The organism is Sphingomonas sp. PP-F2F-A104-K0414 (assembly GCF_004340945.1).
Taxonomy (GTDB): Bacteria; Pseudomonadota; Alphaproteobacteria; order Sphingomonadales; family Sphingomonadaceae; genus Sphingomonas.
The window spans coordinates 426,709-450,166 of record NZ_SLYD01000005.1 but is presented as its reverse complement, the minus strand read 5'-3'; the positions used below and the strand labels follow the sequence as shown (position 1 = coordinate 450,166).

The 23,458-nt window shown below is 65.6% G+C and carries 25 protein-coding genes; 17 read left to right on the top strand and 8 right to left on the bottom strand.

Features of this window, described 5'->3' with window-relative positions; genetic code table 11:
- Positions 1 to 10 precede the first annotated feature (10 nt).
- The 3 genes from mreD to C8J46_RS14610 form a co-directional block, all read right to left on the bottom strand.
- Positions 11 to 541 (bottom strand): rod shape-determining protein MreD, encoded by a 531-nt coding sequence (gene mreD, locus C8J46_RS14620; RefSeq protein WP_132740565.1) that lies wholly within the window; start codon positions 539 to 541, stop codon positions 11 to 13.
- Positions 538 to 1,410 (bottom strand): rod shape-determining protein MreC, encoded by an 873-nt coding sequence (mreC, locus tag C8J46_RS14615; protein ID WP_132740562.1) that lies wholly within the window; start codon positions 1,408 to 1,410, stop codon positions 538 to 540. Before mreC ends, mreD begins: the two co-directional genes overlap by 4 nt.
- 106 nt (positions 1,411 to 1,516) lie before the next feature.
- Positions 1,517 to 2,560: a rod shape-determining protein gene (locus tag C8J46_RS14610; RefSeq protein WP_055878614.1), complete on the bottom strand. Its 1,044-nt coding sequence runs from the start codon at positions 2,558 to 2,560 to the stop codon at positions 1,517 to 1,519.
- Positions 2,561 to 2,730: 170 nt separating this feature from the next.
- On the opposite strand from C8J46_RS14610, the gene mutL reads away from it, so the two are divergent.
- The 11 genes from mutL to C8J46_RS14555 all read left to right on the top strand — a co-directional run bounded on the left by mutL (position 2,731) and on the right by C8J46_RS14555 (position 12,437).
- Positions 2,731 to 4,536: a DNA mismatch repair endonuclease MutL gene (gene mutL / locus C8J46_RS14605; protein ID WP_132740559.1), complete on the top strand. Its 1,806-nt coding sequence runs from the start codon at positions 2,731 to 2,733 to the stop codon at positions 4,534 to 4,536.
- 44 nt (positions 4,537 to 4,580) lie between these two features.
- The gene (locus tag C8J46_RS14600) at positions 4,581 to 4,847 is read left to right on the top strand and encodes a hypothetical protein (protein ID WP_132740556.1); all 267 of its coding nucleotides are present in this window, start codon (positions 4,581 to 4,583) and stop codon (positions 4,845 to 4,847) included.
- A gap of 310 nt (positions 4,848 to 5,157) precedes the next feature.
- On the top strand, positions 5,158 to 5,403 hold the full coding sequence (locus tag C8J46_RS14595; protein ID WP_132740553.1) for a hypothetical protein: 246 nt from the start codon (positions 5,158 to 5,160) through the stop codon (positions 5,401 to 5,403).
- 154 nt (positions 5,404 to 5,557) lie between these two features.
- Positions 5,558 to 5,926 (top strand): 30S ribosomal protein S13, encoded by a 369-nt coding sequence (gene rpsM / locus C8J46_RS14590; protein ID WP_056015521.1) that lies wholly within the window; start codon positions 5,558 to 5,560, stop codon positions 5,924 to 5,926.
- Positions 5,927 to 6,010: 84 nt separating this feature from the next.
- Positions 6,011 to 6,400, top strand: a complete 390-nt coding sequence (gene rpsK / locus C8J46_RS14585) for a 30S ribosomal protein S11 (protein ID WP_031395237.1) — start codon at positions 6,011 to 6,013, stop codon at positions 6,398 to 6,400.
- Between the two features lie 97 nt (positions 6,401 to 6,497).
- Positions 6,498 to 7,568: a DNA-directed RNA polymerase subunit alpha gene (locus C8J46_RS14580; protein ID WP_031395236.1), complete on the top strand. Its 1,071-nt coding sequence runs from the start codon at positions 6,498 to 6,500 to the stop codon at positions 7,566 to 7,568.
- 180 nt (positions 7,569 to 7,748) lie between these two features.
- A complete protein-coding gene (gene rplQ, locus C8J46_RS14575) occupies positions 7,749 to 8,171 on the top strand; it encodes a 50S ribosomal protein L17 (protein ID WP_056047937.1) in 423 nt (140 codons plus the stop codon).
- Between the two features lie 94 nt (positions 8,172 to 8,265).
- Positions 8,266 to 9,822 carry a glutamine-hydrolyzing GMP synthase gene (gene guaA, locus C8J46_RS14570; RefSeq protein WP_056482672.1) on the top strand — a complete coding sequence of 519 codons (1,557 nt, stop codon included), beginning with the start codon at positions 8,266 to 8,268 and terminating at the stop codon, positions 9,820 to 9,822.
- A gap of 73 nt (positions 9,823 to 9,895) precedes the next feature.
- Positions 9,896 to 10,828, top strand: a complete 933-nt coding sequence (gene bla, locus C8J46_RS14565) for a subclass B3 metallo-beta-lactamase (protein ID WP_243643407.1) — start codon at positions 9,896 to 9,898, stop codon at positions 10,826 to 10,828.
- A gap of 5 nt (positions 10,829 to 10,833) precedes the next feature.
- On the top strand, positions 10,834 to 11,499 hold the full coding sequence (locus tag C8J46_RS14560; RefSeq protein WP_132740550.1) for a DUF969 domain-containing protein: 666 nt from the start codon (positions 10,834 to 10,836) through the stop codon (positions 11,497 to 11,499).
- Positions 11,496 to 12,437, top strand: a complete 942-nt coding sequence (locus C8J46_RS14555; protein ID WP_132740547.1) for a DUF979 domain-containing protein — start codon at positions 11,496 to 11,498, stop codon at positions 12,435 to 12,437. The genes C8J46_RS14560 and C8J46_RS14555 overlap by 4 nt, the downstream gene beginning before the upstream one ends.
- A gap of 4 nt (positions 12,438 to 12,441) precedes the next feature.
- Here the strand turns inward: C8J46_RS14555 and cysS are convergent, their stop codons facing one another.
- Positions 12,442 to 13,869 (bottom strand): cysteine--tRNA ligase, encoded by a 1,428-nt coding sequence (cysS, locus tag C8J46_RS14550; protein ID WP_132740544.1) that lies wholly within the window; start codon positions 13,867 to 13,869, stop codon positions 12,442 to 12,444.
- Positions 13,870 to 14,034: 165 nt separating this feature from the next.
- Here cysS and rpsU point away from each other — a divergent pair, with 165 nt between their 5' ends.
- From rpsU to C8J46_RS14520, 6 genes are all read left to right on the top strand, one after another.
- Positions 14,035 to 14,241 carry a 30S ribosomal protein S21 gene (gene rpsU, locus C8J46_RS14545; RefSeq protein ID WP_055878578.1) on the top strand — a complete coding sequence of 69 codons (207 nt, stop codon included), beginning with the start codon at positions 14,035 to 14,037 and terminating at the stop codon, positions 14,239 to 14,241.
- A 160-nt stretch (positions 14,242 to 14,401) separates the two neighbouring features.
- A complete protein-coding gene (locus tag C8J46_RS14540; protein WP_132740541.1) occupies positions 14,402 to 14,980 on the top strand; it encodes an FKBP-type peptidyl-prolyl cis-trans isomerase in 579 nt (192 codons plus the stop codon).
- 187 nt (positions 14,981 to 15,167) lie between these two features.
- Positions 15,168 to 15,884: a Crp/Fnr family transcriptional regulator gene (locus tag C8J46_RS14535; protein ID WP_132740538.1), complete on the top strand. Its 717-nt coding sequence runs from the start codon at positions 15,168 to 15,170 to the stop codon at positions 15,882 to 15,884.
- Positions 15,885 to 15,931: 47 nt separating this feature from the next.
- Complete coding sequence (locus C8J46_RS14530; protein WP_132740535.1) at positions 15,932 to 16,114, top strand: hypothetical protein; 183 nt, start codon at positions 15,932 to 15,934, stop codon at positions 16,112 to 16,114.
- A gap of 105 nt (positions 16,115 to 16,219) precedes the next feature.
- Positions 16,220 to 18,355, top strand: a complete 2,136-nt coding sequence (locus C8J46_RS14525) for a M3 family metallopeptidase (RefSeq protein ID WP_132740532.1) — start codon at positions 16,220 to 16,222, stop codon at positions 18,353 to 18,355.
- Positions 18,355 to 19,650, top strand: coding sequence for an MFS transporter (locus C8J46_RS14520; RefSeq protein WP_207894182.1), 1,296 nt, complete (start codon positions 18,355 to 18,357; stop codon positions 19,648 to 19,650). The genes C8J46_RS14525 and C8J46_RS14520 overlap by 1 nt, the downstream gene beginning before the upstream one ends.
- A gap of 144 nt (positions 19,651 to 19,794) precedes the next feature.
- On the opposite strand, the gene C8J46_RS14515 is transcribed toward C8J46_RS14520, so the two are convergent.
- The 4 genes from C8J46_RS14515 to C8J46_RS14500 all read right to left on the bottom strand — a co-directional run bounded on the left by C8J46_RS14515 (position 19,795) and on the right by C8J46_RS14500 (position 23,423).
- On the bottom strand, positions 19,795 to 21,168 hold the full coding sequence (locus tag C8J46_RS14515) for a HAMP domain-containing sensor histidine kinase (RefSeq protein ID WP_243643406.1): 1,374 nt from the start codon (positions 21,166 to 21,168) through the stop codon (positions 19,795 to 19,797).
- Positions 21,169 to 21,206: 38 nt separating this feature from the next.
- Positions 21,207 to 21,926: a response regulator gene (locus tag C8J46_RS14510; protein ID WP_132740885.1), complete on the bottom strand. Its 720-nt coding sequence runs from the start codon at positions 21,924 to 21,926 to the stop codon at positions 21,207 to 21,209.
- 69 nt (positions 21,927 to 21,995) lie between these two features.
- Entirely contained in the window at positions 21,996 to 22,526 is a 531-nt protein-coding gene (locus C8J46_RS14505; protein ID WP_165886558.1) for an EF-hand domain-containing protein, read from the bottom strand.
- Between the two features lie 120 nt (positions 22,527 to 22,646).
- Positions 22,647 to 23,423 (bottom strand): thioesterase family protein, encoded by a 777-nt coding sequence (locus C8J46_RS14500; RefSeq protein ID WP_132740523.1) that lies wholly within the window; start codon positions 23,421 to 23,423, stop codon positions 22,647 to 22,649.
- Positions 23,424 to 23,458: the final 35 nt, after the last annotated feature.

The window sequence follows — 23,458 nt, the reverse complement described above, 5'->3', positions numbered from 1 at the left end:
GGAGTATTCCTCACTCGGCACCGCGCTTGTTCTGGATCGCCGCGACGATGCGCGCCGCCAGCGGGAACATGAGGATCGTGACCGCGATCTGCGCGATCAGGATCGTGTCGACATGCGCGCCGACCGGCACCGCGATGAAGCGCCCGACCAGGATGCACGCGGCGATCAGCCCGCCGGCGATCAGCCAGTCCTGCCAGTAGTCGCGAAACGCAAGCCGCTGTTCGATCATGTCGATCGCGACGAACGCGAGCGACCACATCAGCACCGCGCTGCCGAGCGGCTGGCCGCTGACGAGGTCGTCGAAGAAACCAAGCGGCGCGGCGGCCCAGGGCTTGAACGCGAACCGCGCGAGCAGGCGCCACGCGAGCAGCATGACGAACCCGAACGGGGGGAGAAGGGGGATCGTTGCGACCACCGGGATGATCGTGATCAGCGATCCGGCCATCACCGTCAGCCAAGGGATCGCACGCGACCGGCCCGCCGGGATCTTGGTCTCGAACGGCTTGTAGTCGACGCTGTCGACGACGCGAGCGCGACTCATTGCTGCGCTACCGGGCGGGGCGGGGGCACCGGCATGAACATCCGCTCGACCAGTGCGAAATCGAGCGTGTCGGGATCGGCGAACGCGCGCGCCATCACCGAGTCCGACCCAGCCTTGGTCACGCGCGCGACGGGAACGCCCGGCGCGTAGATGCCACCGGTGCCGGTCGTCACGAACAGGTCGCCCGCGTTGAAGCGGACGTTGGTGGCATTCACCGAGCGGATGTCGATCATCCCGTCGCCCCGCCCCGCCGCGATCGCCGGCATCCCATCGCGCGTGCGGCGGACCGGCACGATGCTGTCGCCGTCGCTCAGTAACAGCACGCGCGCCGCGTTAGGGCCTGTCTCGACGACGCGGCCGATCAGCCCATCGGGGCCGCGCACCGGCATGCCCGGTAGCACACCACTCCAGCGCCCGGCGTTTAGCAGCGCATAACGCCGCCCGCTCGACGCGCTAGAACTCACCAGCCGCGCGGTCACCACCGGCGCGGTCGAGCGTTCGCGGATAGCGAGCAGGCTGCGCAATCGGCGGTTGTCATACGCGATCGTCCGCGCGCGCATCAGCAGCGCCCGCGTCCGCTCGCGATCGGCGCGCAACGCGACGTTCTCCTGCTTCACGAAGAAGTAATTGCCGATAGCATCGGGAATGCCCGAGATCGACGTGCCTACGGTAGCGAGCCCGGTCGACACCGGCGTCGTCACGCCCGCCACGCCCATCCGCAGCGCGGAAAACGCGGGCGGATTGAACGTCGACGCGACGAGCAGCACCAGGCCCACCACCGCACCAGCGACGGCGAGCACATAGCCCATGAACACACCATATTGCCGACGCCGGGAAAACCCCGTGCGCCGGTCGCGGGCTGGCGCCATGCGCCTGTCCCCCTGTCTCGGGCGCCGGCGAACCGCGAGGGCCAGATCCCCCGCGACTCGGACGACGCGATTTCGTGTCCGCGTGTCTTAAAGCAAAAACAAACTCTTAGCCGCTCATCAGCACGCCGCGGAACAACGGATCCTCGAGCGCGCGACCGGTGCCGAGCGCGACGCAGGTCAGCGGGTCCTCGGCGACCGTCACCGGCAGTCCGGTCTCGTCGCGCAGCACCTCGTCCAGACCTTGCAGCAGTGCGCCGCCACCGGTGAGCACGATGCCCTGGTCGACGATATCCGCGGCCAGCTCCGGCGCGGTGTTCTCAAGCGCGACGCGGACGCCCTCGACGATCGTCGCGACCGGCTCGCTGAGCGCTTCGGCGATCTGGCCCTGGTTGATCTGGATCTCCTTGGGCACGCCGTTGACGAGATCGCGGCCCTTGATCTGGATGATCATGCCGATGCCGTCGACCGGCGGCTTGGCGATGCCGACCTCCTTCTTGATCCGCTCCGCCGTCGCTTCGCCGATCAGCAGGTTATGGTTGCGGCGCACATAGGAGACGATCGCCTCGTCCATCTTGTCGCCGCCGACGCGCACCGAGGTCGTGTAGGCGAGACCGCGCAACGACAGCACAGCGACTTCGGTCGTGCCGCCGCCGATATCGACGACCATCGAACCAATCGGCTCGGTGACCGGCATGTCCGCACCGATCGCGGCTGCCATCGGCTCCTCGATCAGCCAGACCTGCGACGCGCCCGCGTTCGATGCGGCATCGCGGATCGCGCGGCGCTCGACCTTCGTAGAGCCGGATGGCACGCAGATCACGATCTCGGGCCAGCGCGCGAACTTGCGTGGGCCGTGGACCTTCTGGATGAAATACTTGATCATCTGCTCGGCGACGTCGATGTCCGCGATCACGCCGTCGCGCAAAGGCCGGATCGCCTCGATGTTGCCCGGCGTCTTGCCCATCATCATCTTGGCGTCGTCACCGACCGCCTTGACGCGCTTGATCCCGTTGATCGTCTCGACCGCGACCACCGACGGCTCGTTCAGGACGATGCCGCGGCCACGGACGTAGACGACGGTGTTCGCGGTGCCGAGGTCGATCGCCATGTCGTGCGACATGAACTTGAAGAAACGCGAGTAGAAGGCCATTCAATCAGGGTCCCGTATCCAGTCCGCCGGACGGGCGAACCGCCAGCAAAAACATGCGCACACACATCATCTCGCGGAGCCCGCCGGTGGTTTCGAGCACCGGGTGCCTATACTATTTAAGTGGCGTTTGCGGGTCGCGGGATGCCGTCGCTTGGTCTAGACGCAAACCCATGTCAATACGGCGTCTCCCCGAGCATCTGGTCAATCGCATCGCCGCCGGTGAAGTGGTGGAAAGACCCGCCAGCGCGTTGAAGGAGTTAGTCGAAAACGCGATCGACGCAGGCGCGGGCCGCATCGCGATTCTCCTTGTAGAAGGAGGCACTTCGCGGATCGAAGTCGCCGACGACGGCTGCGGGATGACCCCCGCGGACATGGCCTTGGCGCTCGAACGCCACGCCACCTCCAAGCTGCCCGACGAGTTTATCGAATCGGTCGTGACGCTCGGCTTTCGCGGCGAGGCGCTGCCCTCGATCGCGAGCGTCGCGAGGCTGACGATCGAAAGCCGGATTCGCGGCGCCGAGGGCTGGGCACGAACCGTCGACAATGGCCGCGTCGAGCGCGAAGGCCCGGCCGCGCTCCCGCCCGGCACGCGCGTCGTGGTCGAGGACCTGTTCGCGCGCGTCCCCGCGCGCCGCAAGTTCCTCCGCTCCCCCCGCGCGGAGTATGCCGCCTGCCTCGACGTCGTCCGCCGGCTCGCGATGGCTCGGCCGGATATCGGCTTCACGCTGGAGCATGACGGTCGCCGCGCGCTGTCGGCGATGCAGGTCGAGGACCGGCCGGGCAGGGTGGCGACACTCACCGACCGCGCGCTCGCCGACAATTCGGTCGCGATCGATCTCGAACGTGAAGGCTTGGTACTCGGCGGCGTCGCCAGCCTGCCGACCTACAATCGCGGCATCGCCGACCACCAATATCTCTTCGTCAACGGCCGCCCGGTGAAGGACCGCCTGCTGATGGGCGCGATCCGCGGCGCCTATGCCGAGATGCTCCCGCGCGACCGCCACGCCGTCGTCGCACTGTTCCTCGACATCCCGACCGACCAGGTCGACGTCAACGTCCACCCCGCCAAGACCGAAGTCCGCTTCCGCGATCCGGCGATGGTCAGAGGCCTCATAGTCTCCGGCCTCCGCCGAGCCCTAGACGCCGCCGGCCACCGCAGCCAACGCGCCAGCGAATCTGCCCTCTCGATGTGGCAACCAGAAAACATCTCCTCTCCCCCCGGGGGAGAGGAAGGGGCCCGTCCGCAAAGCGGATGGGAAGGTGAGGGCACGCCCCAAAGGCTCCCGCTGGAAAACCGTCACTACGGCGCGGTCAACGACTCCCGCCCGACCTTCTTCGCATCGCCCCCGCAGGCAAGAGCCGAACCCGCCTGGGCACCCCCGCCCCAAACCACCGCCTTCCCGATGGGCGTAGCGCGCGGCCAAGTCGCAAAAACCTACATAGTCGCCGAAGCCGAAGACGGCCTCGTCCTCGTCGACCAGCACGCCGCCCACGAACGCCTCGTCCTCGAACGCATGCGCGCAGCCCTGATCGGCGGCACCATCGCGAGCCAAGCCCTTCTGATCCCCGAAGTCGTAGAACTCGACGAATCCGCCTGCGACCGCCTCGAATCCCGCGCCGAAGAGCTTTCCGAATTCGGCCTGGACCTCGAACGCTTCGGCCCCCACGCCATGCTGGTCCGCGCTACCCCAGCCTTGCTCGGCCAAAGCTACCCCAAAGGCCTCGTCACCGACCTCGCCGACGAACTCGCCGCCTTCGACGAAGCCCTCTCTCTAAAGGAGCGCCTAGACGCAGTAGCCGGCACGATGGCCTGCCACGGCTCCGTCCGCGCCGGCCGCATCCTGTCTGTGACGGAAATGAACGCGCTGCTCCGAGAAATGGAAGTCACCCCCCATTCCGGCCAATGCAACCACGGGCGCCCGACCTGGGTAAAACTCGCCCACGGTGACATCGAGAAGCTGTTCAGGCGAAAATGACACTGCACTCTGATGTTGATCAGCTCGTTGGAACGCTCGAAGCAATGACGAGATTGCTAAGGCTGCACGGTGACGGCGGATGGGCCGAGCAGATCGAGCGGTGCAGATCGAGTATCGCACGGTCCGACTATCATGGCGTCGACCGGCTTTTGCGTCTCTACGCCGGAATGGGATCGCTGAACGACGTGATCCTGCAATCCGATGGCGTCGCGCCAGCGGAAGACAACGAACAGTTCGACGCGCTTCGCACCGACGCTTGGGAACGAGCACACGTACTGGCGCGGAACAAAGCGGGCGCGAACGGCGAATGACCGCTCAATTCTGTCATCCTGACGAAAGTCAGGATCCAGAGTTTAGTGCGGCCCCGCTCATGGCTCCGGATCCCGGATCAAGTCCGGGATGACGCGTGGGGAGGGCGCGTCATCCTCCTTCCATCTTGCACATTGGCTTCGTGGTAGTGGGCCGTCTCCTCCGTCATGCCGGGCTTATTCCGGCATCCACCGTTCCGCGAACTCGGGGCGTGGAGTTCGCGGCACGGTGGACCCCGGAACAAGTCCGGGGTGACGGGGCGTAACCGGCCAAACATAGCCTTTGCTCGCCATCCCGGGCACAAGGTCGCAAATGGACTCCCTCTCCCTATTCGGCCTAGCCGCGGTCTCCTTCACTCTGCTATGCTACGCCAAGGAAGCCGGTTCCCACTGGTGGACGCTCGGCTTCGCGTTCGGGTGCGTGCTCGGCTCGATCTACGGTTTCCTCCAGGGAGCCTGGCCGTTCGGGGTGGTCGAGCTAATCTGGACGGTCGTCTCGTTCCGTCGCTGGCTCAAGATGCGCCAGGCCGTGCCGCTCCACGCGGAACCGCTCGCTTGACAGCGCGTTTGCGCGCCCCTAGTTGAATTCTCCCCGACACGACGGTTCCGGCGGCGCTTGTTTGCGTTCGTCGCTATCGTGCGTTTCGGTTCATCGCTAAGAGATGGGGTCTGTGCAGCCATGCCGGACCTCGTGGAGCAGGAGAACCAAGTTCATGGCACGTATCGCGGGTGTTAATATCCCGACCAACAAGCGCGTGGTGATCGCGCTGACCTATATTCACGGCATCGGTTCGACCAAGGCCAAGGAAATCGTCGCGAAGCTCGGCATCGCCGATACCGCACGCGTCCAGGACCTGACCGACCAGGAAGTCCTGCACATCCGCGAGACGATCGACGCCGATCACACCGTCGAGGGCGATCTGCGCCGCCAGACCTCGATGAACATCAAGCGCCTGATGGATCTCGCCTGCTATCGCGGCCTGCGTCATCGCAAGGGCCTCCCGGTCCGCGGCCAGCGCACGCATACCAATGCGCGCACCCGCAAGGGCAAGGCCAAGCCGATCGCCGGCAAGAAGAAGTAATCCACTTTTTCAATGGATTACTCCGCCGGCGCTGGTCCCAACGGGCCGCCCGGCGTCACGCAGATACAGGTCAGGAAATACACCATGGCACGCGAACCTCAGCGCATTAAGCGGCGCGAGCGCAAGAACATCACCTCTGGCGTCGCTCACGTGAATGCCAGCTTCAACAACACCATGATCACGATCACCGATGCCCAGGGCAACGCGATCTCGTGGTCGTCGGCCGGCGCAATGGGCTTCAAGGGCTCGCGCAAGTCGACTCCGTACGCGGCCCAGGTCGCAGCGGAAGACGCCGGCAAGAAGGCCGCCGAGCACGGCGTCCGCACGATCGAAGTCGAGGTCAAGGGCCCCGGCTCGGGTCGCGAATCGGCACTGCGCGCGCTTCAGGCAGTCGGTTTCCAGATCACGTCGATCCGCGACGTGACCTCGATCCCGCACAACGGCGTGCGCCCTTCGAAGCGTCGTCGCGTCTGATTCTCCGCCTCCCGTGCGCGGTTGATCGCGCCGCACGGGTGTATTTTATTGGTCGGCGGACACACCCGTTCGCCGGCCCCCAAATTAGGGGAAGCATGTGTCTGTCAACGCAAAGAACTGGCAGGAACTCAAGAAGCCCAGCGGCCTGGAGAAAAAGGCCGGTGGCGACACCAAGCGCAAGGCGACCTTCATCGCCGAGCCGCTCGAGCGTGGCTTCGGCCTGACGCTCGGCAACGCGCTGCGTCGCGTGTTGCTCTCGTCGCTGCAGGGCGCGGCCGTCACCTCGATCAAGATCGAGAACGTGCTGCATGAGTTCTCGTCTCTGGCCGGCGTCCGCGAGGACGTGACCGACATCGTCCTCAACGTGAAGCAGATCGCGATCCGCATGCAGGGCGAGGGGCCGAAGCGCCTCCAGCTCTCGGCAACGGGTCCAGGTGAAGTCAAGGCCGGCGACATCGCCGTCTCGGGCGACATCGAGATCATGAACAAGGATCTCGTGATCTGCCACCTCGATGAGGGTGCGACGCTCAACATGGAGCTGACCGCCGACATCGGTAAGGGTTACGTGCCCGCGACCGCAAACCGCCCGGCCGATGCGCCGATCGGTCTGATCCCGGTCGATGCGCTGTACTCGCCGGTACGTCAGGTTTCGTACAAGGTCGACCCGACCCGCGTCGGTCAGGACCTGGATTACGACAAGCTGACGCTGACGATCGAAACTGACGGCACGATCACCCCGGAAGACGCTGTGGGTTACGCAGGGCGCATCCTCCAGGACCAGCTCGCGCTGTTCGTCCACTTCGACGATTCGTCGGTCACGCGTTCGTCGGCCCCGATCGGCCAGGCAGCACCCGCTGCCGGTGGTGCGGAGCCCGCAGGCGACACCCAGCAGATCAACCGTTACCTTCTCAAGAAGGTCGACGAGTTGGAACTGTCGGTGCGTTCGGCGAACTGCCTCAAGAACGACAACATCATCTACATTGGCGATCTGGTCGGCAAGACCGAAGCCGAGATGCTGCGTACGCCTAACTTCGGCCGCAAGTCCTTGAACGAGATCAAGGAAGTGCTGTCGTCGATGGGTCTTCGCCTGGGTATGGAAATCCCCGGCTGGCCACCTGAGAACATCGAAGAGATGGCCAAGAAGCTCGAGCAAGAGATTATGGGGTAAGCGCTTCCGGACCCCATGCCGTCACCCCAGCGGAAGCTGGGGTATCGCGGTTCGGGTCCGGTCCGCTCCTCATGGAGATCCCAGCGTTCGCTGGGATGACGGTAATTTGGGTGGGCTCTTCGTCCCCACCAGCTCCCGGGTACCTCACACGGCCCCTGAACGAACGAAAAGGTATTAAACATGCGCCATCGCGTAGGCGGCCGTAAGCTTCAGCGGACCTCGGCCCACCGTCTTGCCCTGTTCCGCAACATGAGCGCCGCGCTCATCAAGCACGAGCAGATCACCACCACCGTCGCCAAGGCGAAGGAACTGCGTCCCTACGTCGAGAAGCTGATCACGCTCGCGAAGAAGGGTGGCCTGTCCAACCGTCGTCTCGCGCACGGCAAGCTGCTCGACGATGCGCAGCTGATCAAGCTGTTCGACACGCTCGCGACCCGTTATGCGGATCGCAACGGCGGCTACACCCGCGTCATCAAGGCCGGCATCCGCATGTCGGACGCCTCGCCGATGGCCGTCATCGAGTTCGTCGACCGCGACGTCTCGGCAAAGGGCCAGGATTCGGGTCCGGTGATGTCCGACGAGGATTACAACGAAGCGGCATAATCCCCGCCTCGTACCAGTCGAATTGCAGGCCGCGTTTCCCATCCGGGAGGCGCGGCCTCTTTCGTTAAGGCCTCCATCCGGCTATGCGCCCGACATGGAGCACCCAGACAGCATTCTCATCGTCGATTTCGGCAGCCAGGTAACCCAGCTGATCGCCCGCCGCGTGCGCGAGGCTGGCGTCTATAGCGAGATCGCCCCCTTTCAGTCCGCCGAGGCCGCGTTCGACCGGATGCAGCCCAAGGGCATCATCCTCTCCGGCGGCCCCGCCTCGGTCACCACCGAGAACTCCCCACGCGTCCCGCAGCGCTTCTTCGAGGCGGGCATCCCGATCCTCGGCATCTGCTACGGCCAGCAGGTCATGTCCGCACAGCTCGGCGGCAACGTTATCGTCTCGGGCGATGGCGGCGAGTTCGGCAGCGCGTTCATCGAGGTCAAGTCCAACTGCGCGCTGTTCGACGGCCTCTGGGCCGAGGGCGAACGCCACCAGGTCTGGATGAGCCACGGCGACAAGGTCGACGCGATCCCGCCCGGCTTCACCCCGGTCGCCACCTCGACCGGCGCGCCCTACGCGATCGTCGCCGACGAGGCGCGGCGCTTCTACGGCGTCCAGTTCCACCCCGAGGTCGTCCACACCCCCGATGGCGGCAAGCTGATCGCCAACTTCGCGCGCCACGTCTGCGGCTTGAGCGGCGACTGGACGATGGCCGAGTTCCGCGAGACCAAGATCGCCGAGATCCGCGCGCAGGTCGGCAAGGGCCGCGTTATCTGCGGCTTGTCGGGCGGCGTCGACTCCGCGGTCGCGGCTGTGCTGATCCACGAGGCGATCGGCGAGCAGCTCACCTGCGTATACGTCGACCACGGCCTGATGCGCGCGGGCGAGAGCGAGCAGGTCGTCAGCCTGTTCCGCGGCGCCTACAACATCCCGCTGATCCACGTGAACGTCGAGGAGCTGTTCCTCAGCGGCCTCGCCGGGATCACGGACCCCGAGCTGAAGCGCAAGTTCATCGGCAAGACCTTCATCGACGTGTTCGACACCGAGGCGAAGAAGCTCGGTGGCGCCGAGTTCCTTGCGCAGGGCACGCTGTACCCGGACGTGATCGAGAGCGTCAGCTTCACCGGCGGTCCCTCGGTGACGATCAAGAGCCACCACAATGTCGGTGGCCTCCCCGAGCGCATGAACATGAAGCTCGTCGAGCCGTTGCGCGAGCTGTTCAAGGACGAGGTCCGCGTGCTCGGCCGCGAACTCGGCCTGCCCGAGATCTTCGTCGGTCGCCACCCGTTCCCAGGACCCGGCCTCGCGATCCGGATCCCCGGCGAAGTCACCAAGGAACGCTGCGACATCCTGCGGAAAGCGGATGCGATCTACCTCGAGGAGATCCGCGCGGCGGGGCTCTACGATACGATCTGGCAGGCGTTCGCGGTGTTGCTGCCAGTCCGCAGCGTCGGCGTGATGGGCGACGGCCGCACCTACGACAACGTGCTGGCGTTGCGTGCGGTCACCTCGACCGACGGCATGACCGCGCAGGCGTTCCAGTTCCCCGGCGACTTCCTGCCGCGCGTCGCGACGAGGATCATTAACGAGGTCAAGGGCATCAACCGCGTGACCTACGATTACACCTCGAAGCCGCCCGGCACGATCGAGTGGGAATAAGCTAGACGCGCACTACGCGATCCTCCCCCGCAAGGGGGAGGTGTCTGGCTCTTGCCAGACGGAGGGGGAGGACATGAAACAGATGGCATCGCATTCCGCCCCCTCCGTCAGGCTACGCCTGCCACCTCCCCCTGGCGGGGGAGGATCGTTCGGCTTTCGCGCAAGGTCGTTGGTCGGCGCTGTAGCGATCGCCGCCAGCGCACCGCTGCTCCTCGGCGGGGCCGACCCGCCAGCCTGGACGCGCGCCCACGCCCCGTTCCCGATCGCCGGCCCGATCACCTATGTCGGCAGCGAAGGTATCGCCGCTTACCTCATCAAGACCAGCGCAGGCGCGATCCTGATCGACAGCACACTCGCAGAGAATGCCGGCATGATCGAACGCAACATCGCCGCCGCTGGAGCACGCCCGCGCGACGTAAAGCTGATCCTGGTCACGCACGCGCACTTCGATCACGCTGCGGGTGTCGCTGCGCTCAAGCGCGCAACCGGCGCTCGCGTGGTCGCCGGCGCTCGCGATGTCCGCGCGCTCGAAACCGGCGTACCGCCCGGCGAGACCAACTACGGGGTCATCCGATTCCCGCCCGTCCATGTCGACCGCGGCGTACGCGATGGGGACAAGGTCACGCTCGGCAATGTCACGCTTACCGCACGCGCCACGCCGGGGCACACGCCCGGCTGCACGACCTGGACGATGCAAATCCCCGCCAAGCTGCGCGCCCTCAACGTTGTGTTCCCATGCAGCGTCAGCGTCGCGGGCAACCGCCTGATCGGCAACCGCGCGTATCCCGGCATCGTCGCCGACTACCGCCGCAGCATCGCCATGCTCGGCACGCTGCCCGCCGACATCGTCCTCCCCTCGCACCCCGAACTCGCCGACGTGATCGCACGGGGCAAACGCCACCGAGCCGGTGACACCACCGCGTTCGTCGACCCCACGCTACTCCCGAAGATCGTCGCGAAGGCCAAGGTCGCGTTCGACGCCGATCTCGCGAAACAGGCACGCTAGACGGCATGCTGGTCCTGTGCGGCATCGCGGTGATCGTCGCCGGCTTCCTGCTCCGGTTCAACCCGCTGCTCGTCGTCGCGGTCTCGGCACTCGTGACCGGCCTCGCCGCCGGCATCGCCCCGCTCGCGATCCTCGCCGCGTTCGGCAAGGCGTTCAACGAGAACCGCTACGTCACGGTGATCTACATCGTCCTCCCAGTGATCGGGATGCTCGAACGCCACGGACTCCAGGAACGCGCTCGGCTCGCGATCAGCAAACTCCGCGGCGCGACGGTCGGGCGACTGCTGATCGGCTACCTGCTGTTCCGCCAGCTCACCGCAGCCCTCGGTCTGACCTCGATCGCCGGCCCGGCGCAAAGCGTCCGCCCGCTGGTCGCCCCGATGGCCGAAGCCGCCGCCGAAGCCCAGGGAGTGCCACCCGGCGGCGACCGCATCCCCGCAATGGCCGCCGCCACGGACAATATCGGGCTGTTCTTCGGCGAGGACATCTTCATCGCGATCGGCTCGATCCTGCTGATGAAGGGCGTGCTGGAGGGCTATGGCATCGTCATCCAGCCGCTCCACCTCTCGATGTGGGCGATCCCGACCGCGATCGCCGCGTTCCTGATCCACGGCTTCCGCCTCTGGCTGCTCGATCGCCGACTGGCGCGCGCCCGGAGATCCGCCAAGTGATCGGCACCGGCTTCATCTACGGCGTTGCGGGCCTGATGTTCGCAGCATTCGCGATCTTGAGCGCGACCGACCGCACCAACCCGAAGCGTTTCGGCAACGCGGCGTTCTACGCGGTGCTGGCGATCAGCTTCCTGTTTGGTGGGCGATTGGGCGATATCGGCAACGGCGTTCTCGTCCTCGCGCTCGTCGCGATCGCTGGATCGGGCGCGATGGGGCGGGGTGGGCGTGCCACGACCACATTCAACGAGCGCCGCGCCGAAGCCACGCGGCTCGGCAACCGGATATTCCTGCCCGCACTGATCATCCCCGCCGCGGCACTCGGCGGTACCGTCCTCTTCCGCGCCGTCCCGAGCCTCGTCGATCCCAAACAGGCAACGCTCGTCGCACTGACCTGCGGCGTCCTGATCGCGCTCATCGCAATGCAGCTCTGGTTCCGCCCCCGCATCGCGACACCGCTCGCAGAAGGCGTCAGGCTGATGGATGCGATCGGCTGGGCCGCCGTCCTGCCGCAGATGCTCGCCAGCCTGGGAGCGGTCTTCGCGCTCGCCGGTGTCGGCGACGTCGTCGGCGGTCTCGCCGGCCACGCGATCCCCGAAGGGAGCCTGATCGGCGCGGTGCTCGCCTACACGCTCGGCATGGCGCTGTTCACGATGATCATGGGCAACGCGTTCGCCGCGTTCCCGGTGATGGCCGCGGCGATCGGCATCCCGCTGCTCGTGCGCCATTACGGCGGCGATCCCGCGGTGGTCGCCGCGATCGGTATGCTTAGCGGGTTCTGCGGCACGCTGATGACGCCGATGGCGGCCAACTTCAATCTCGTCCCTGCCGCGCTGCTCGAGTTGAAGGACAAGAACGCCGTCATCCGCGCGCAGATACCGACCGCCTTACCGCTGCTCGCGGTCAACATCGGCCTGCTATACTGGCTCGGCTTCCGCTGAGCCTCTAGCCGAGCTTCCAGTCCCAGCCGAGCGGATCTCCGTCCATCACCTCGACGCCCGCCGCCGCCAGTTCGTCGCGGATCGCATCGGATCGCGGAAAATCCTTCGCCACGCGCGCGTCCCGCCGCTCCTCGAGCCGGGCGTCGATCGTCGCCTCGTCCAGCTTCGCGTCGACCGGGCGGATACGCAGATCCTCGCGGCGGATCGTCGCCAGGTCGAGCCCCAGCACCGCGTCGAAATCGATCAGCGCGTCCAGCCGATCCGCCGGCGCGACTCGCTTGTCGCCGAGCATCTCGTCGAGGATCGGCAACGCGCGCGGCGTCGAGAGATCGTCCGACACCGCGGCATCGAGCCGGTCGCGGTAGGCGAGGGCGCTCCCCGAGGGTCCACCCGGCGGTCGCTGGCGCAATGCATCGACGGTAATCGCCAGCCGCTTCAGCCGCGTCTGCGCTGCGGCGAGGTTCTCCCACGAGAATTCGAGCTCGCTGCGATACTGCGCCTGAAGGCACATCAGACGGTAGGCGAGGGGGTGGAAACCGCGATCGATCAGCGTCTGCAGCGTGGTGAACTCACCCCCCGATTTGGACATCTTGCCCGACCGCTCGACCAGGAAGTTGTTGTGCATCCACAGCGTCGCGCCGGTATCGCCGCAGTCGCAATGCGCCTGGTTCTGCGCGATCTCGTTCGGGTGGTGGATCTCGCGGTGATCGATCCCGCCGGTGTGGATGTCGAACGTCGCGCCGAGATATTTCTTGCTCATCACCGAGCATTCGAGATGCCAGCCTGGCGCCCCGCGACCCCAGGGCGAATCCCATTCCATCTGGCGGTTCTCGCCAGCGGCCGATGTTCGCCAGATCGCGAAGTCCTGCGGGTTGCGCTTGCCCGCGACCGGATCGATCCGGCTCTCGCCCGCATCGTCCTGCGACCGCGCGAGGCGGCCATAATCGGGCACCGTCGTCGTATCGAAGTACAGGCCGTCGGGCAGGACATAGCAATGGCGCTCGGCAATCGACTCCGCGAAGGCGATCATCTCGGCGATATGATCGGTGGCGAGCGGGAATTTGCTCGGCTCGCGGATGTTCAGGTCGACGAGGTTCTGCTTGAACGCATCGGTATAGTGCTTTGCGATCGCCCAGATATCCTGGCCGCTCGCACGCGCCGCCGCCTCCATCTTGTCGTCGCCGATGTCCGCGTCCGAGGTCAGATGCCCGACATCGGTGATGTTGATGATGTGCGTGAGCGGATAGCCCTTCCACGTCAGCACGCGGCTCAGCGTGTCGGTGAAGACGTAAGCGCGCAAATTGCCGATATGTGCGTAGTTGTAGACCGTCGGCCCGCATGAATAGATGCCGACATTGGTCGGATCGTTCGGCCGGAACGTCTCGATCGCGCGCGAGAGACTGTTATAGAGCGTAAGGGGAATTCGGGTCATGCGCCGCTCCTAGCGCTACGGTACGGGTCTCGCAAACGACGCGATTCAACGGGGGGCGGGTGCACAGGCTTGAAACCTCGGGCAGGCGCTGGTAGGGGCCACGGTTCATGCGGCGCGGACCTGTTCGCGACGGCTAAATCTATTCGACCGGAGCTAAACGGGTTTATGCAGATCATCGTACGCGACAACAACGTCGACCAGGCCCTTCGCGCGCTTAAGAAGAAGCTGCAGCGCGAAGGCGTGTATCGCGAGATGAAGTTGCGCCGTCACTACGAGAAGCCGTCCGAGAAGCGCGCGCGCGAGCGTGCAGCAGCGATCCGTCGCTCGCGCAAGCTCGACCGCAAGCGCGCCGAGCGTGACGGCGCACGGTAAGCGTTGACCGGTCCCGCGGATCGATCGCCATCGTGCGATCGGTTGCGGGATCACGATGTTCGGGGTTGCGATCGTCGCAACCCCGTGATGATTCAGTCGCAAGACTTTACAACGGCACGCGCGGCGCTCCGGCGTGACCAGATGACCGGGGCCAGATCCGATGTCGACCGTCACCGCCGTGCCGCTGCAGCCGACCAAGCGCAGCTATCTCGTCTATCTTTGGGTTGGGATCGCGCTCGCGTTGATCGCGGCTGTCGCGCTTGCGCGGCAGGGTGATGATCCGCTGGCGCGCAACGCCCGTGCCCGCGGCGTCGTGGTGACGGCATCGGGTCTTCAGTACAAGGTGCTGGCGCCGGGTAAGACTGGCGCTGCGAAGCCGACCGATGCGGACGTTGCGCTCGTCAATTACGAGGGCAAGCTGCTCAACGGCACGACCTTCGACAAGTCGCAGCAGCCGACGCCGATGCCCGTCACCGGCGTGGTCCCCGGCTTTTCGGAAGCGCTCAAGCTGATGCCGAAGGGCGCGAAGTATCGCTTCTGGATGAAGCCCTCGCTTGGCTATGGCGACAAGGCGACCGGGCCGATCCCGGCGAACTCGACGCTCGTATTCGACGTCGAACTGCTCGACTTCCTCCCGCAGAGCGTCGTCCAGCAGATGCAGGCGCAGGCCCAGATGCAGCAGCGCGGCATGCCGGGCGGCGCCCCGGGTGCTCCCGGTGCGGTCCCCGTCCAGCCCTGATTTCGGCTAGGCTGGCAGGGAGTCGTTGCGCCGTTCGGTCGGCGCGCGACCCGTCGGCCTTGAAATTGCCTGATGTAGAGCTTGTCGGGTTTCATCCTCGGTGAGGTCTTGATGAAGATCAGTACGGGTCCCGATCTGTTCTTCTAGGTTCGACCACGGTACGAGGTCGCGCGAAGAGGGGACTTGGATGATCTCGGGTAAATTTCTGTTGGGTCGTGGCCGGCACGAACTGAGCGACGAAGAAAAGCGGGTGCTGGAGGACAGCATCGGGTCGGTGCGGCAGGTCGCCGCCCGGAAGCAGATCGTACGCGCAGGCGCGATCATCGAGACCAGCACGTTGCTGCTCGAAGGGTTCGTATGTCGTTATATGGACGACCGTGAGGGGCAGCGGCAGTTGGTCGCGGTGCATGTCCCGGGCGATTTCGTCGACCTCCATGCCTTCCCGATGAAGCGGCTCGATCACGACATCGCAACGCTGGGGCCGGTCAAAATCGCCTGCTACGATCATAGCACGCTGCAGACGATCACCGAACGCTACCCGCACCTCACCCAAAAGCTTTGGTTCAGTACGTTGCTCGACGCAGCGATGCACCGCGAGTGGATTTTTAGATTGGGTCGCCTGGGTGCCGAGGGTCGGGTCGCGCATTTGTTCTGCGAACTCAACGAACGGCTCGAGATGGTCGGCCTTGCGGCCGATGGCCGGTTCATGTTGCCGATGACCCAGCCGGACATCGCCGAGGCCAGTGGGCTGACGGGGGTGCACGTCAACCGCGTGTTGAGAGCACTGCGCGAAAAAAATATGCTGACATTCAAGGCAAATGAGGTCCGTATTCTGGATCGGAAGGCGCTCGCAGCCGTTGCGGAGTTCGAACCACAATATCTGTACGGCTCCAAAGGCGACTGACTGTAACCAAGCAGCTTGTCGAGGGGACCGCTGCCGGGAGCGCGATCATGTTGGAGCCTGAAACCATCCCCGGCGTCGCCGCGGCGGAAAATGGCGTGGTCACGTTAGATGGACCCGATGGACTGGCGATCGCGATGACCCCCGAGGCGGCTGCGGAAACGGGGCGGCGGCTGATCGCAGCGGCCGAAATCGCGGCGACTCAGGCGACCGACGAACTGCCGTTGGACTGAGCGTCAAGCATGCTAGGCTAGCCCGGCGGGGGCTAATTGCCCCGCGCGGCTTCCTCTGTGTGACTTTATCACTATGCTACCCGGTACATCGACCGGGAGATCCATGTGCAGTTTCTATACCTCGCCGCCAGTGCCGTTGCGCTGATGGCGTCTACCTCCGTCGTCGTGCGGGCTGGTGCGGCCACGACGACACCCGCCGCAAATCCTCTGCTCGCCGATTGGACCGGCCCGATGGGCGGGGTGCCGCCCTGGGACAAGGTTCGCCCCGAGCTGTTCCCGCAAGCGTTCGAGACGACGCTGGCCGAGCGCACCGCGGACTACCGCAAGATTGCCGACAATCCGGCCAAGCCGACCTTCGCCAACACGATCGTGCCGATGCAGCTTGCCGGCAAGCGCTATGGGCAGGTGATGACGCTGTTCGGCGTGATGACCGGCAACATGAACACGCCTGCGTATCAGAAGCTCGACCGCGAATGGTCGCCCAAATTCTCCGCGGCGTCGGACGCGATCACGTTCGACAAGCCGCTGTTCGCACGGATCCAGGCGATCTACGCAGGCCGCAATTCGAGCGGGTTGAACGCGCAACAAATCCGCCTCGTGACTCGGATCTACGACAGCTATGTGCGCCAGGGCGCCAAGCTGAACGATGCGCAGAAGGCGCAGCTCTCGCAGTATAACCAGCAGCTCGCGACCGCCTTCTCGACGTTCGGCGAGAAGCTGCTCGCCGACGAGAGCAAGGCGATCTCGGTCACCGACGAAGCGCAACTGGCGGGGCTTCCCGACAGCGTGAAGGCGGTCGCCAAGGCTGCCGCTGCCGAGCGGAAGCTGCCGGGCTTTGCGATCGTCAACACGCGATCGGCGGTCGATCCAGTCCTCACCTACGCCACCGACCGTGCGCTGCGCGAGAAGGTGTGGCGCGCGTTCGTCAATCGTGGCGACAATGGCGATGCGAACGATACGAACGCGACGATCGCGCAGATCGTCAAGCTGCGCGCCGACCGCGCACACCTGCTCGGGTTCAAGACGCATGCCGATTGGCGGATGCAGGACACGATGGCGAAGACGCCTGCTGCGGCGATGGACCTGATGATGCGCGTTTGGCCTGCTGCGAAGGGACGCGTCGCCGAGGAAGTCGCAGACATGCAGAAGGTCGCCGGCACATCGCTGACGATCGAGCCGTGGGATTACCGCTTCTACCAGGAGAAGGTGCGGAAAGCCCGGTACGACCTCGATCAGGCGCAGTTGAAGCCGTATTTCGAGCTCGGCAACATCATCCAGGGGTCGCTGTACGCCGCCAACCGGCTGTACGGGCTGACCTTCAAGGAGATCACCGGCACCGTTCCCGTGTTCGAGCCGAACATGCGCGTGTGGAGCGTAACGGACAAGGCCGGCAAGGACGTCGGGCTGTTCTACCGCGACGATTTCGCGCGGACCGGTAAGCGATCGGGCGCGTGGGCGAACACGTATCGTGGTCAGCGGGGCCTCGCGCCAGCGCAGCTCGTGCTGTCGTCGAACAACAACAATTTCGCCAAGGGTGCGCCTGGCGAGCCGATCCTGATCAGCCTAGACGATGCGCAGACGCTGTTCCACGAGTTCGGCCATGCGATCCACGCAATGCTCCAGAACGTCTATTATCCGGGGCTCGCCGGGACGCCGCGCGACTTCGTCGAATATCCGAGCCAGGTGAACGAGCATTGGCTGCTGACCCGCGACGTGCTCGACAAGTACGCGCGGCATTACCAGACCAAGGCCGCGATGCCGCAGGACCTGCTCGACAAGATCGAGAAATCGCGGACCTTCAACCAAGGCTTCGCGACCACCGAATATCTGTCGTCGGCGATCGTCGACATGAAGATCCACACCGTCCCCGACGGCGTGATCGATCCGGACGAGTTCGAGGCCGCGACGCTCGCCGAGATCGGCATGCCCAAGCAGCTCGTGATGCGCCACCGCGTGCCGCAGTTCCAGCATCTGTTCGCGTCGGACAGCTATTCCGCGGGCTATTACAGCTACCTCTGGTCCGAAACGATGGACGCGGACACCTTCGCGGCGTTCGAGGAAGCCGGCAGCCCGTGGGATAAGGCCACGGCGGACAAGTTCGCCAAGCTGCTGCTGTCGACGGGGAACGAGACCGATCGTGCCGAGGCGTATCGCGCCTTCCGAGGCCGCGATCCGGATGTGAACGCGCTGCTCAAGAAGCGCGGCTTCGCCCCAACTTCAGCTGTGCAGGGAGCTAAATGATGGCGAGCACGACACTTCCACCGGAGAAGAACCACCGCCTCAAATCGATCCTCGGCGGGTCGGCGGGCAACCTGGTCGAGTGGTTCGACTGGTATGTCTATTCGGCGTTCGGACTGTATTTCGCGCCGGTGTTCTTCCCCAAGGGCAATGCGACCGCGCAGCTGATGAGCGTCGCCGCGGTGTTCGCGGTCGGCTTCCTGATGCGGCCGATCGGCGCGTGGGTGATGGGCATCTATGCCGATCGCCACGGGCGCAAATCCGGCCTGACGCTGTCGGTGACGCTGATGTGTGCGGGCTCGTTCCTGATCGCGATCACGCCGGGCTTCGCGACGATCGGCTGGATTGCGCCGGCGTTGTTGATCCTCGCGCGATTGATGCAGGGCCTCAGCGTCGGCGGCGAATATGGCGCGAGTGCGGTGTATCTGTCGGAGATGGCGGGCAAGTCGCGACGCGGTTTCTTCTCCAGCTTCCAGTACGTCACGCTGATCGCCGGGCAGTTGCTCGCGCTCGGCGTGCTATTGCTGTTGCAGTCGACGCTGGACACGGCCCAGCTCGACGCCTGGGGCTGGCGCATTCCGTTCGCGATCGGCGGTGTGCTCGCGCTGGTCGTGTTCCGCATCCGTCGCGGTCTGCTCGAGACCGAGAGCTATCAGAACGCCAAGGCCGACGGGACGCCGAAATCGAGCGGATGGCTCTTGTTCAGCAAATACCCGCGCGAGGCGTTCACCGTGCTGCTGCTCACCGCCGGCGGTACGCTCGCCTTCTATGCGTACACTACGTACATGCAGAAGTTCCTAGTCAACACGAGCGGGTTCAGCCGCGAATCCGCGACGCTGATCATGACCGCGGCGCTAGCGCTGTATGCGGCGTTCCAGCCCTTGGCGGGGGCGTTGTCGGACCGCATTGGGCGGAAACCGCTGATGGTCGGGTTCGGGATCGCCGGCGTGCTGTGCACGGTGCCGATCTTCACCGTCCTCGAGACCGCGACGAACCCCTATCTGGCGTTCGGCCTGGTGGTCGGATCGTTGTTCATCGTCACCGGCTACACCGCGATCAACGCGGTGGTGAAGGCGGAGCTGTTCCCGGCGCACGTCCGCGCGCTGGGCGTGGCGTTGCCGTATGCGCTGGCGAACACGATGTTCGGCGGGACGGCCGAGTATGTTGCGCTGTGGCTCAAGAACGAGGGCATGGAGCGCGGGTTCTACTGGTACGTGACGGCGATGATCGGCGTGTCGCTGATCGTCTACCTGCGCATGAAGGACACGCGGACCAACAGCCAGATCATCGAGGATTGAGCGCGCCCCAAACTGACCCAACCCTCCCGTCATCCTGACGAAAGTCAGGATCCAGAGCCTCACGCCGAGGCTTTCGTTGCTCTGGATCCTGGCCCGAGCCCAGGATGACGGATGGGGTAGCGTAGCCCCAAGTCCAAACCTGTCCTAGCGCGGGAGTTCGATGATCGCGTCGAGGCCGCCGCCAGCCTGATCCGACGGAGCACGGTTCACCAGCCGGATTTCTCCCCCAGCCTCGCGCACGATCGCGCGGGCCAGCGCCAGCCCAAGCCCGATCCCTCCCGTTTCGCGGTTGCGCGAACTCTCGAGTCGCGTGAAGGCGTCGAACACGTCGCCCATCCGGTCCTCGGGAATGCCCGGGCCTTGATCGGCCACCACGATGGCCACGGTCTTCGCACCCGCCTCGACCCGCACCTCCGCCGAGACACCATACTTCACCGCATTCTCGATCAGGTTGCGTACCGCGCGGCGCATCAGCGACGGCCGCAACCGCATTCGCAACCGATCCGCCTCGACGAAGCTCACCTCGCTGCCGATGTCGCGAAAATCCTCGACCACCGCATCGACCAACGCGGCCAGATCGACATCCGTAGGCGGCTCGCTCGGTCGTCCCAGCCGCGCCAGCGACAGGATGTCGTCGAGCGTGCGGTTCATTTCAGCGACGGTGTCGATCATCTTCGCGCGATCGATGTCGTCCTCGACCGACTCGATCCGCACCCGCAGCGCGGCGAGCGGCGTGCGCAGATCATGCCCGATCGCGCCGAGCATGCGATCCTTCTCGTCGAGCATCCCCGTCACGCGCAGCCTTAACGCATTGAACGCGGTGATCAGCGCTGCGACGTCGTCGGGCCCTTCCGCCGGCATCGGCGCGCCCGGTTCGCCGGGCCGAAACCGCTCCGCCGCCACGCGCAGATCGCGCAGCGGTCGCGACAGCCTGCGGACGATCCACAGCACCGGCAACAGGACGATGATGTAGAGGATCGCGGTCTGGCTCAGCAACGCGAACAGCAGACGCGCGCCGGGTTGCGGCCACGGCGCGGTGATCGTCAGCCAGCCGCGGCCGGGCTGTTCGACCGCGATCAACAGCGTGGCGCCATCGCGCTCGCCACGGCGGATCCCCGCACGGCGGCGATTGTCGCGGTCGCTGTCGTCGTCGAGCGTCGAGGGCTGCAGCCCGGTATCGATCCGCCCTACCGTCACGCCCTGATCCGCGAGCTGGCGGCGAAGTTCGGCGGCGACCTCGGGATGGCTTTCGTTTCCGGCGTTTCCGATCCGTCGGATCGGATCGGCGGGAAGACGGCGGACGCGGCCGCGGTCCGCGGTCAGGGGACGCCCGCCATGCGCCTCGCGGTCGAGCGCATCGGCGATCCGGGTCGCGACGGGGCGGGTCGCCTGCGAAAGGCGAAACTCGATCCGATCGCGCAGGACCAGACCGAAGTTGATCGCCTGCGCGACGAACAGTGCGAGCGCGATCAGCAACGCCATCTGCCCGGCCAGATTCCGCGGCCAGGGGCGGGTCATGAGCGTATGATCACGGGCGGGTAATCACAGGCGCGAGATCACAGGCGGGTCACTTCGGCGGCCAGCGTATAGCCGCCACCCCAGACCGTCTTGATCAACTCGGGCGTCTTGGCATCGGTCTCGATCTTGCGTCGCAACCGGCTGACCTGATTGTCGACCGCGCGATCGAACGCCGCGGCCTCGCGTCCCTGCGTCAGGTCGAGCAACTGGTCGCGCGTGAGCACTTGGCGCGGCCGCGTTACCAGCGCGAGCAGCAGATTATACTCGCCGGTCGACAGCGGCACCGACACGCCCTCGCGGTCGACCAGCGCGCGCTCGCCCGATTTCAGCACCCAGCCGGCAAAGGCATAAGCGTTCGCCTCGGGCGCATGTTGCCGCGCCCCGCCCGCGGTCGCGCGGCGTAAAATGACTTTCACGCGCGTCGCCAGCTCGCGCGGCGAGAACGGCTTCACGACGTAATCGTCCGCGCCCATTTCGAGCCCGACGATCCGGTCGGTCTCCTCGGTCCGCGCGGTCAGCAGGATAACCGGCACGTCACTGGTCGCGGCGATGTGGCGGCACAGCGACAGCCCGTCCTCGCCCGGCATCATGATATCGAGAATGACGAGATCGATCGCATACGCCGTCAGCCGCGTTCTTGCGCTCTCCGCATCACCCGCCTGCGTAACGCGAAACCCCTGTTTGGTGAGGTACGCGGCCAGCGGCTCACGGATCGAGCGCTCGTCGTCGACGAGCAGCAGATGCGGCATATCTCCCATCGGGGCAGTGTCTAGCATGGCGGCTGTCCAGGGGAAGCACCGGGACGTGGTGCCTCCCACCTTTCCGAATTATTGAGCAGGAGCGGGCGCTGGTGTCGTTGGCGCGGGCGGGGTGACGCCTTCGCGACGTTCGCGACGATCGACGTGGCGCATCTCGGCGGCATTGGCGCGCTCGGTCGCGTCGATCGTGCCGTCGTGATTGGCGTCCATCCGGTCGAACCGCTTGAGCGCGCGCGCCTCGAACTCTTCGCGGGTCACGCTCCCGTCGCCGTTCGGATCCATCCGGCGACCCATGCCGTCATGCTTGGCACCACCCGGCGGCGGCACCGGCACGTCGCGACCGCTGGCGATCATTCGGTCGTGCATCGCGGTCCGATATGCGCGCATCTCGCCGGCGGTCACTCGGCCGTCACGGTCGGTATCCATCTGCGCGAACCGCCCATCGGCCTGTGCGATCGCTTCAGCACGCGTGGCGACACCGTCGCGGTTGGCATCCTGATGCATCGGCGGACGCGGCGTAGGGGTAAGGGCGGTTTGCGCACTGGCAGCGGACGTGATCGCGCTGGCGGCGAGCATCAGGGTGAGGACGGTCTTGCGCATGTCGAACTCCGGCTGAGTGGGACGAATTCCCATCGAATAACGCCGGTCTAAACCCTGGTTGTCTCAGGCTTTTGCCGCCGCGCCGCCAATGTGTCGCAAGATATGTCGAACACGCGAAGTTCAGGCGAAGATCGCGACGCTCTGCATCTGTTCGGCAACCGGCGTGCCGTCGGCGTTCCAGATCGCCATCTGCTGGCTCGAACTCCCCTCCCGCGTGTAGTCGGTAGTCGCGCGGAGCAGCCACCAGCCGTCGCGCGTCAAGGGCTGCGGCCCGAGGATGTTGAGCAGCCACGTCATCGAACTGAGCGGGGCAGGGCCGCCAAGCAACTTCAGTGCGGCAGGCGGCAGGCAGTCCGCGATCGCGATCAGCTCGACCATCGGATCAAGGCCATCGCGCTCGACCAGCCGGGCCCAGCGGAGCCATTCCGCCGGCCCGACGCTGTCGTCGCGGCGATCGAGTAGATCGAAGTTGCGCGAAAACGCGACCGCGCTGTGGCCGCGGAACGTCTGCGTATCGGGCTCCGGCATCGGAAAGTCCGGCGCGCGACCGGTTTGGTGATCGACCCGCGACTCCACCGCACCCATGAACACGAACGTCGCCCGTAGCCCCAGTCCCGCCGCGCTCTCGACATCCGCCTGGACGAACGCGGCATTGCGACCGCGCCGCAACCGGCTCGCCCGAATCACGATCTCGCCCGACAGTGGCCCGATAAACGATACCTGCGCAGACCGCAGCGGCGGCAGGTCGACATCGGACTGCTGCGCGGCATGGAGCGCGAGCGCGGCGGAGAAGCCACCATATGCCGTTCGGCCCTGCAGCCAATTCTCCGGCACCGTCCCGCGCCAGCCATTTTCGGTCCGCACCAGCGTATCGATCGCCTGTTTGAGATTGGTCATCATGGTCCTTTCATCCTCCGTCATCCTGGGCTCGA

Coding starts and splice junctions, on each gene's coding strand:
- mreD (WP_132740565.1), bottom strand. CDS start 541: ATGAGTCGCGCTCGCGTCGTCGACAGCGTCGACTACAAGCCGTTCGAG.
- mreC (WP_132740562.1), bottom strand. CDS start 1,410: ATGGCGCCAGCCCGCGACCGGCGCACGGGGTTTTCCCGGCGTCGGCAA.
- C8J46_RS14610 (WP_055878614.1), bottom strand. CDS start 2,560: ATGGCCTTCTACTCGCGTTTCTTCAAGTTCATGTCGCACGACATGGCG.
- mutL (WP_132740559.1), top strand. CDS start 2,731: ATGTCAATACGGCGTCTCCCCGAGCATCTGGTCAATCGCATCGCCGCC.
- C8J46_RS14600 (WP_132740556.1), top strand. CDS start 4,581: ATGACGAGATTGCTAAGGCTGCACGGTGACGGCGGATGGGCCGAGCAG.
- C8J46_RS14595 (WP_132740553.1), top strand. CDS start 5,158: ATGGACTCCCTCTCCCTATTCGGCCTAGCCGCGGTCTCCTTCACTCTG.
- rpsM (WP_056015521.1), top strand. CDS start 5,558: ATGGCACGTATCGCGGGTGTTAATATCCCGACCAACAAGCGCGTGGTG.
- rpsK (WP_031395237.1), top strand. CDS start 6,011: ATGGCACGCGAACCTCAGCGCATTAAGCGGCGCGAGCGCAAGAACATC.
- rplQ (WP_056047937.1), top strand. CDS start 7,749: ATGCGCCATCGCGTAGGCGGCCGTAAGCTTCAGCGGACCTCGGCCCAC.
- guaA (WP_056482672.1), top strand. CDS start 8,266: ATGGAGCACCCAGACAGCATTCTCATCGTCGATTTCGGCAGCCAGGTA.
- bla (WP_243643407.1), top strand. CDS start 9,896: ATGAAACAGATGGCATCGCATTCCGCCCCCTCCGTCAGGCTACGCCTG.
- C8J46_RS14560 (WP_132740550.1), top strand. CDS start 10,834: ATGCTGGTCCTGTGCGGCATCGCGGTGATCGTCGCCGGCTTCCTGCTC.
- cysS (WP_132740544.1), bottom strand. CDS start 13,869: ATGACCCGAATTCCCCTTACGCTCTATAACAGTCTCTCGCGCGCGATC.
- rpsU (WP_055878578.1), top strand. CDS start 14,035: ATGCAGATCATCGTACGCGACAACAACGTCGACCAGGCCCTTCGCGCG.
- C8J46_RS14540 (WP_132740541.1), top strand. CDS start 14,402: ATGTCGACCGTCACCGCCGTGCCGCTGCAGCCGACCAAGCGCAGCTAT.
- C8J46_RS14535 (WP_132740538.1), top strand. CDS start 15,168: ATGATCTCGGGTAAATTTCTGTTGGGTCGTGGCCGGCACGAACTGAGC.
- C8J46_RS14530 (WP_132740535.1), top strand. CDS start 15,932: ATGTTGGAGCCTGAAACCATCCCCGGCGTCGCCGCGGCGGAAAATGGC.
- C8J46_RS14520 (WP_207894182.1), top strand. CDS start 18,355: ATGGCGAGCACGACACTTCCACCGGAGAAGAACCACCGCCTCAAATCG.
- C8J46_RS14515 (WP_243643406.1), bottom strand. CDS start 21,168: ATGACCCGCCCCTGGCCGCGGAATCTGGCCGGGCAGATGGCGTTGCTG.
- C8J46_RS14510 (WP_132740885.1), bottom strand. CDS start 21,926: ATGGGAGATATGCCGCATCTGCTGCTCGTCGACGACGAGCGCTCGATC.
- C8J46_RS14505 (WP_165886558.1), bottom strand. CDS start 22,526: ATGCGCAAGACCGTCCTCACCCTGATGCTCGCCGCCAGCGCGATCACG.
- C8J46_RS14500 (WP_132740523.1), bottom strand. CDS start 23,423: ATGACCAATCTCAAACAGGCGATCGATACGCTGGTGCGGACCGAAAAT.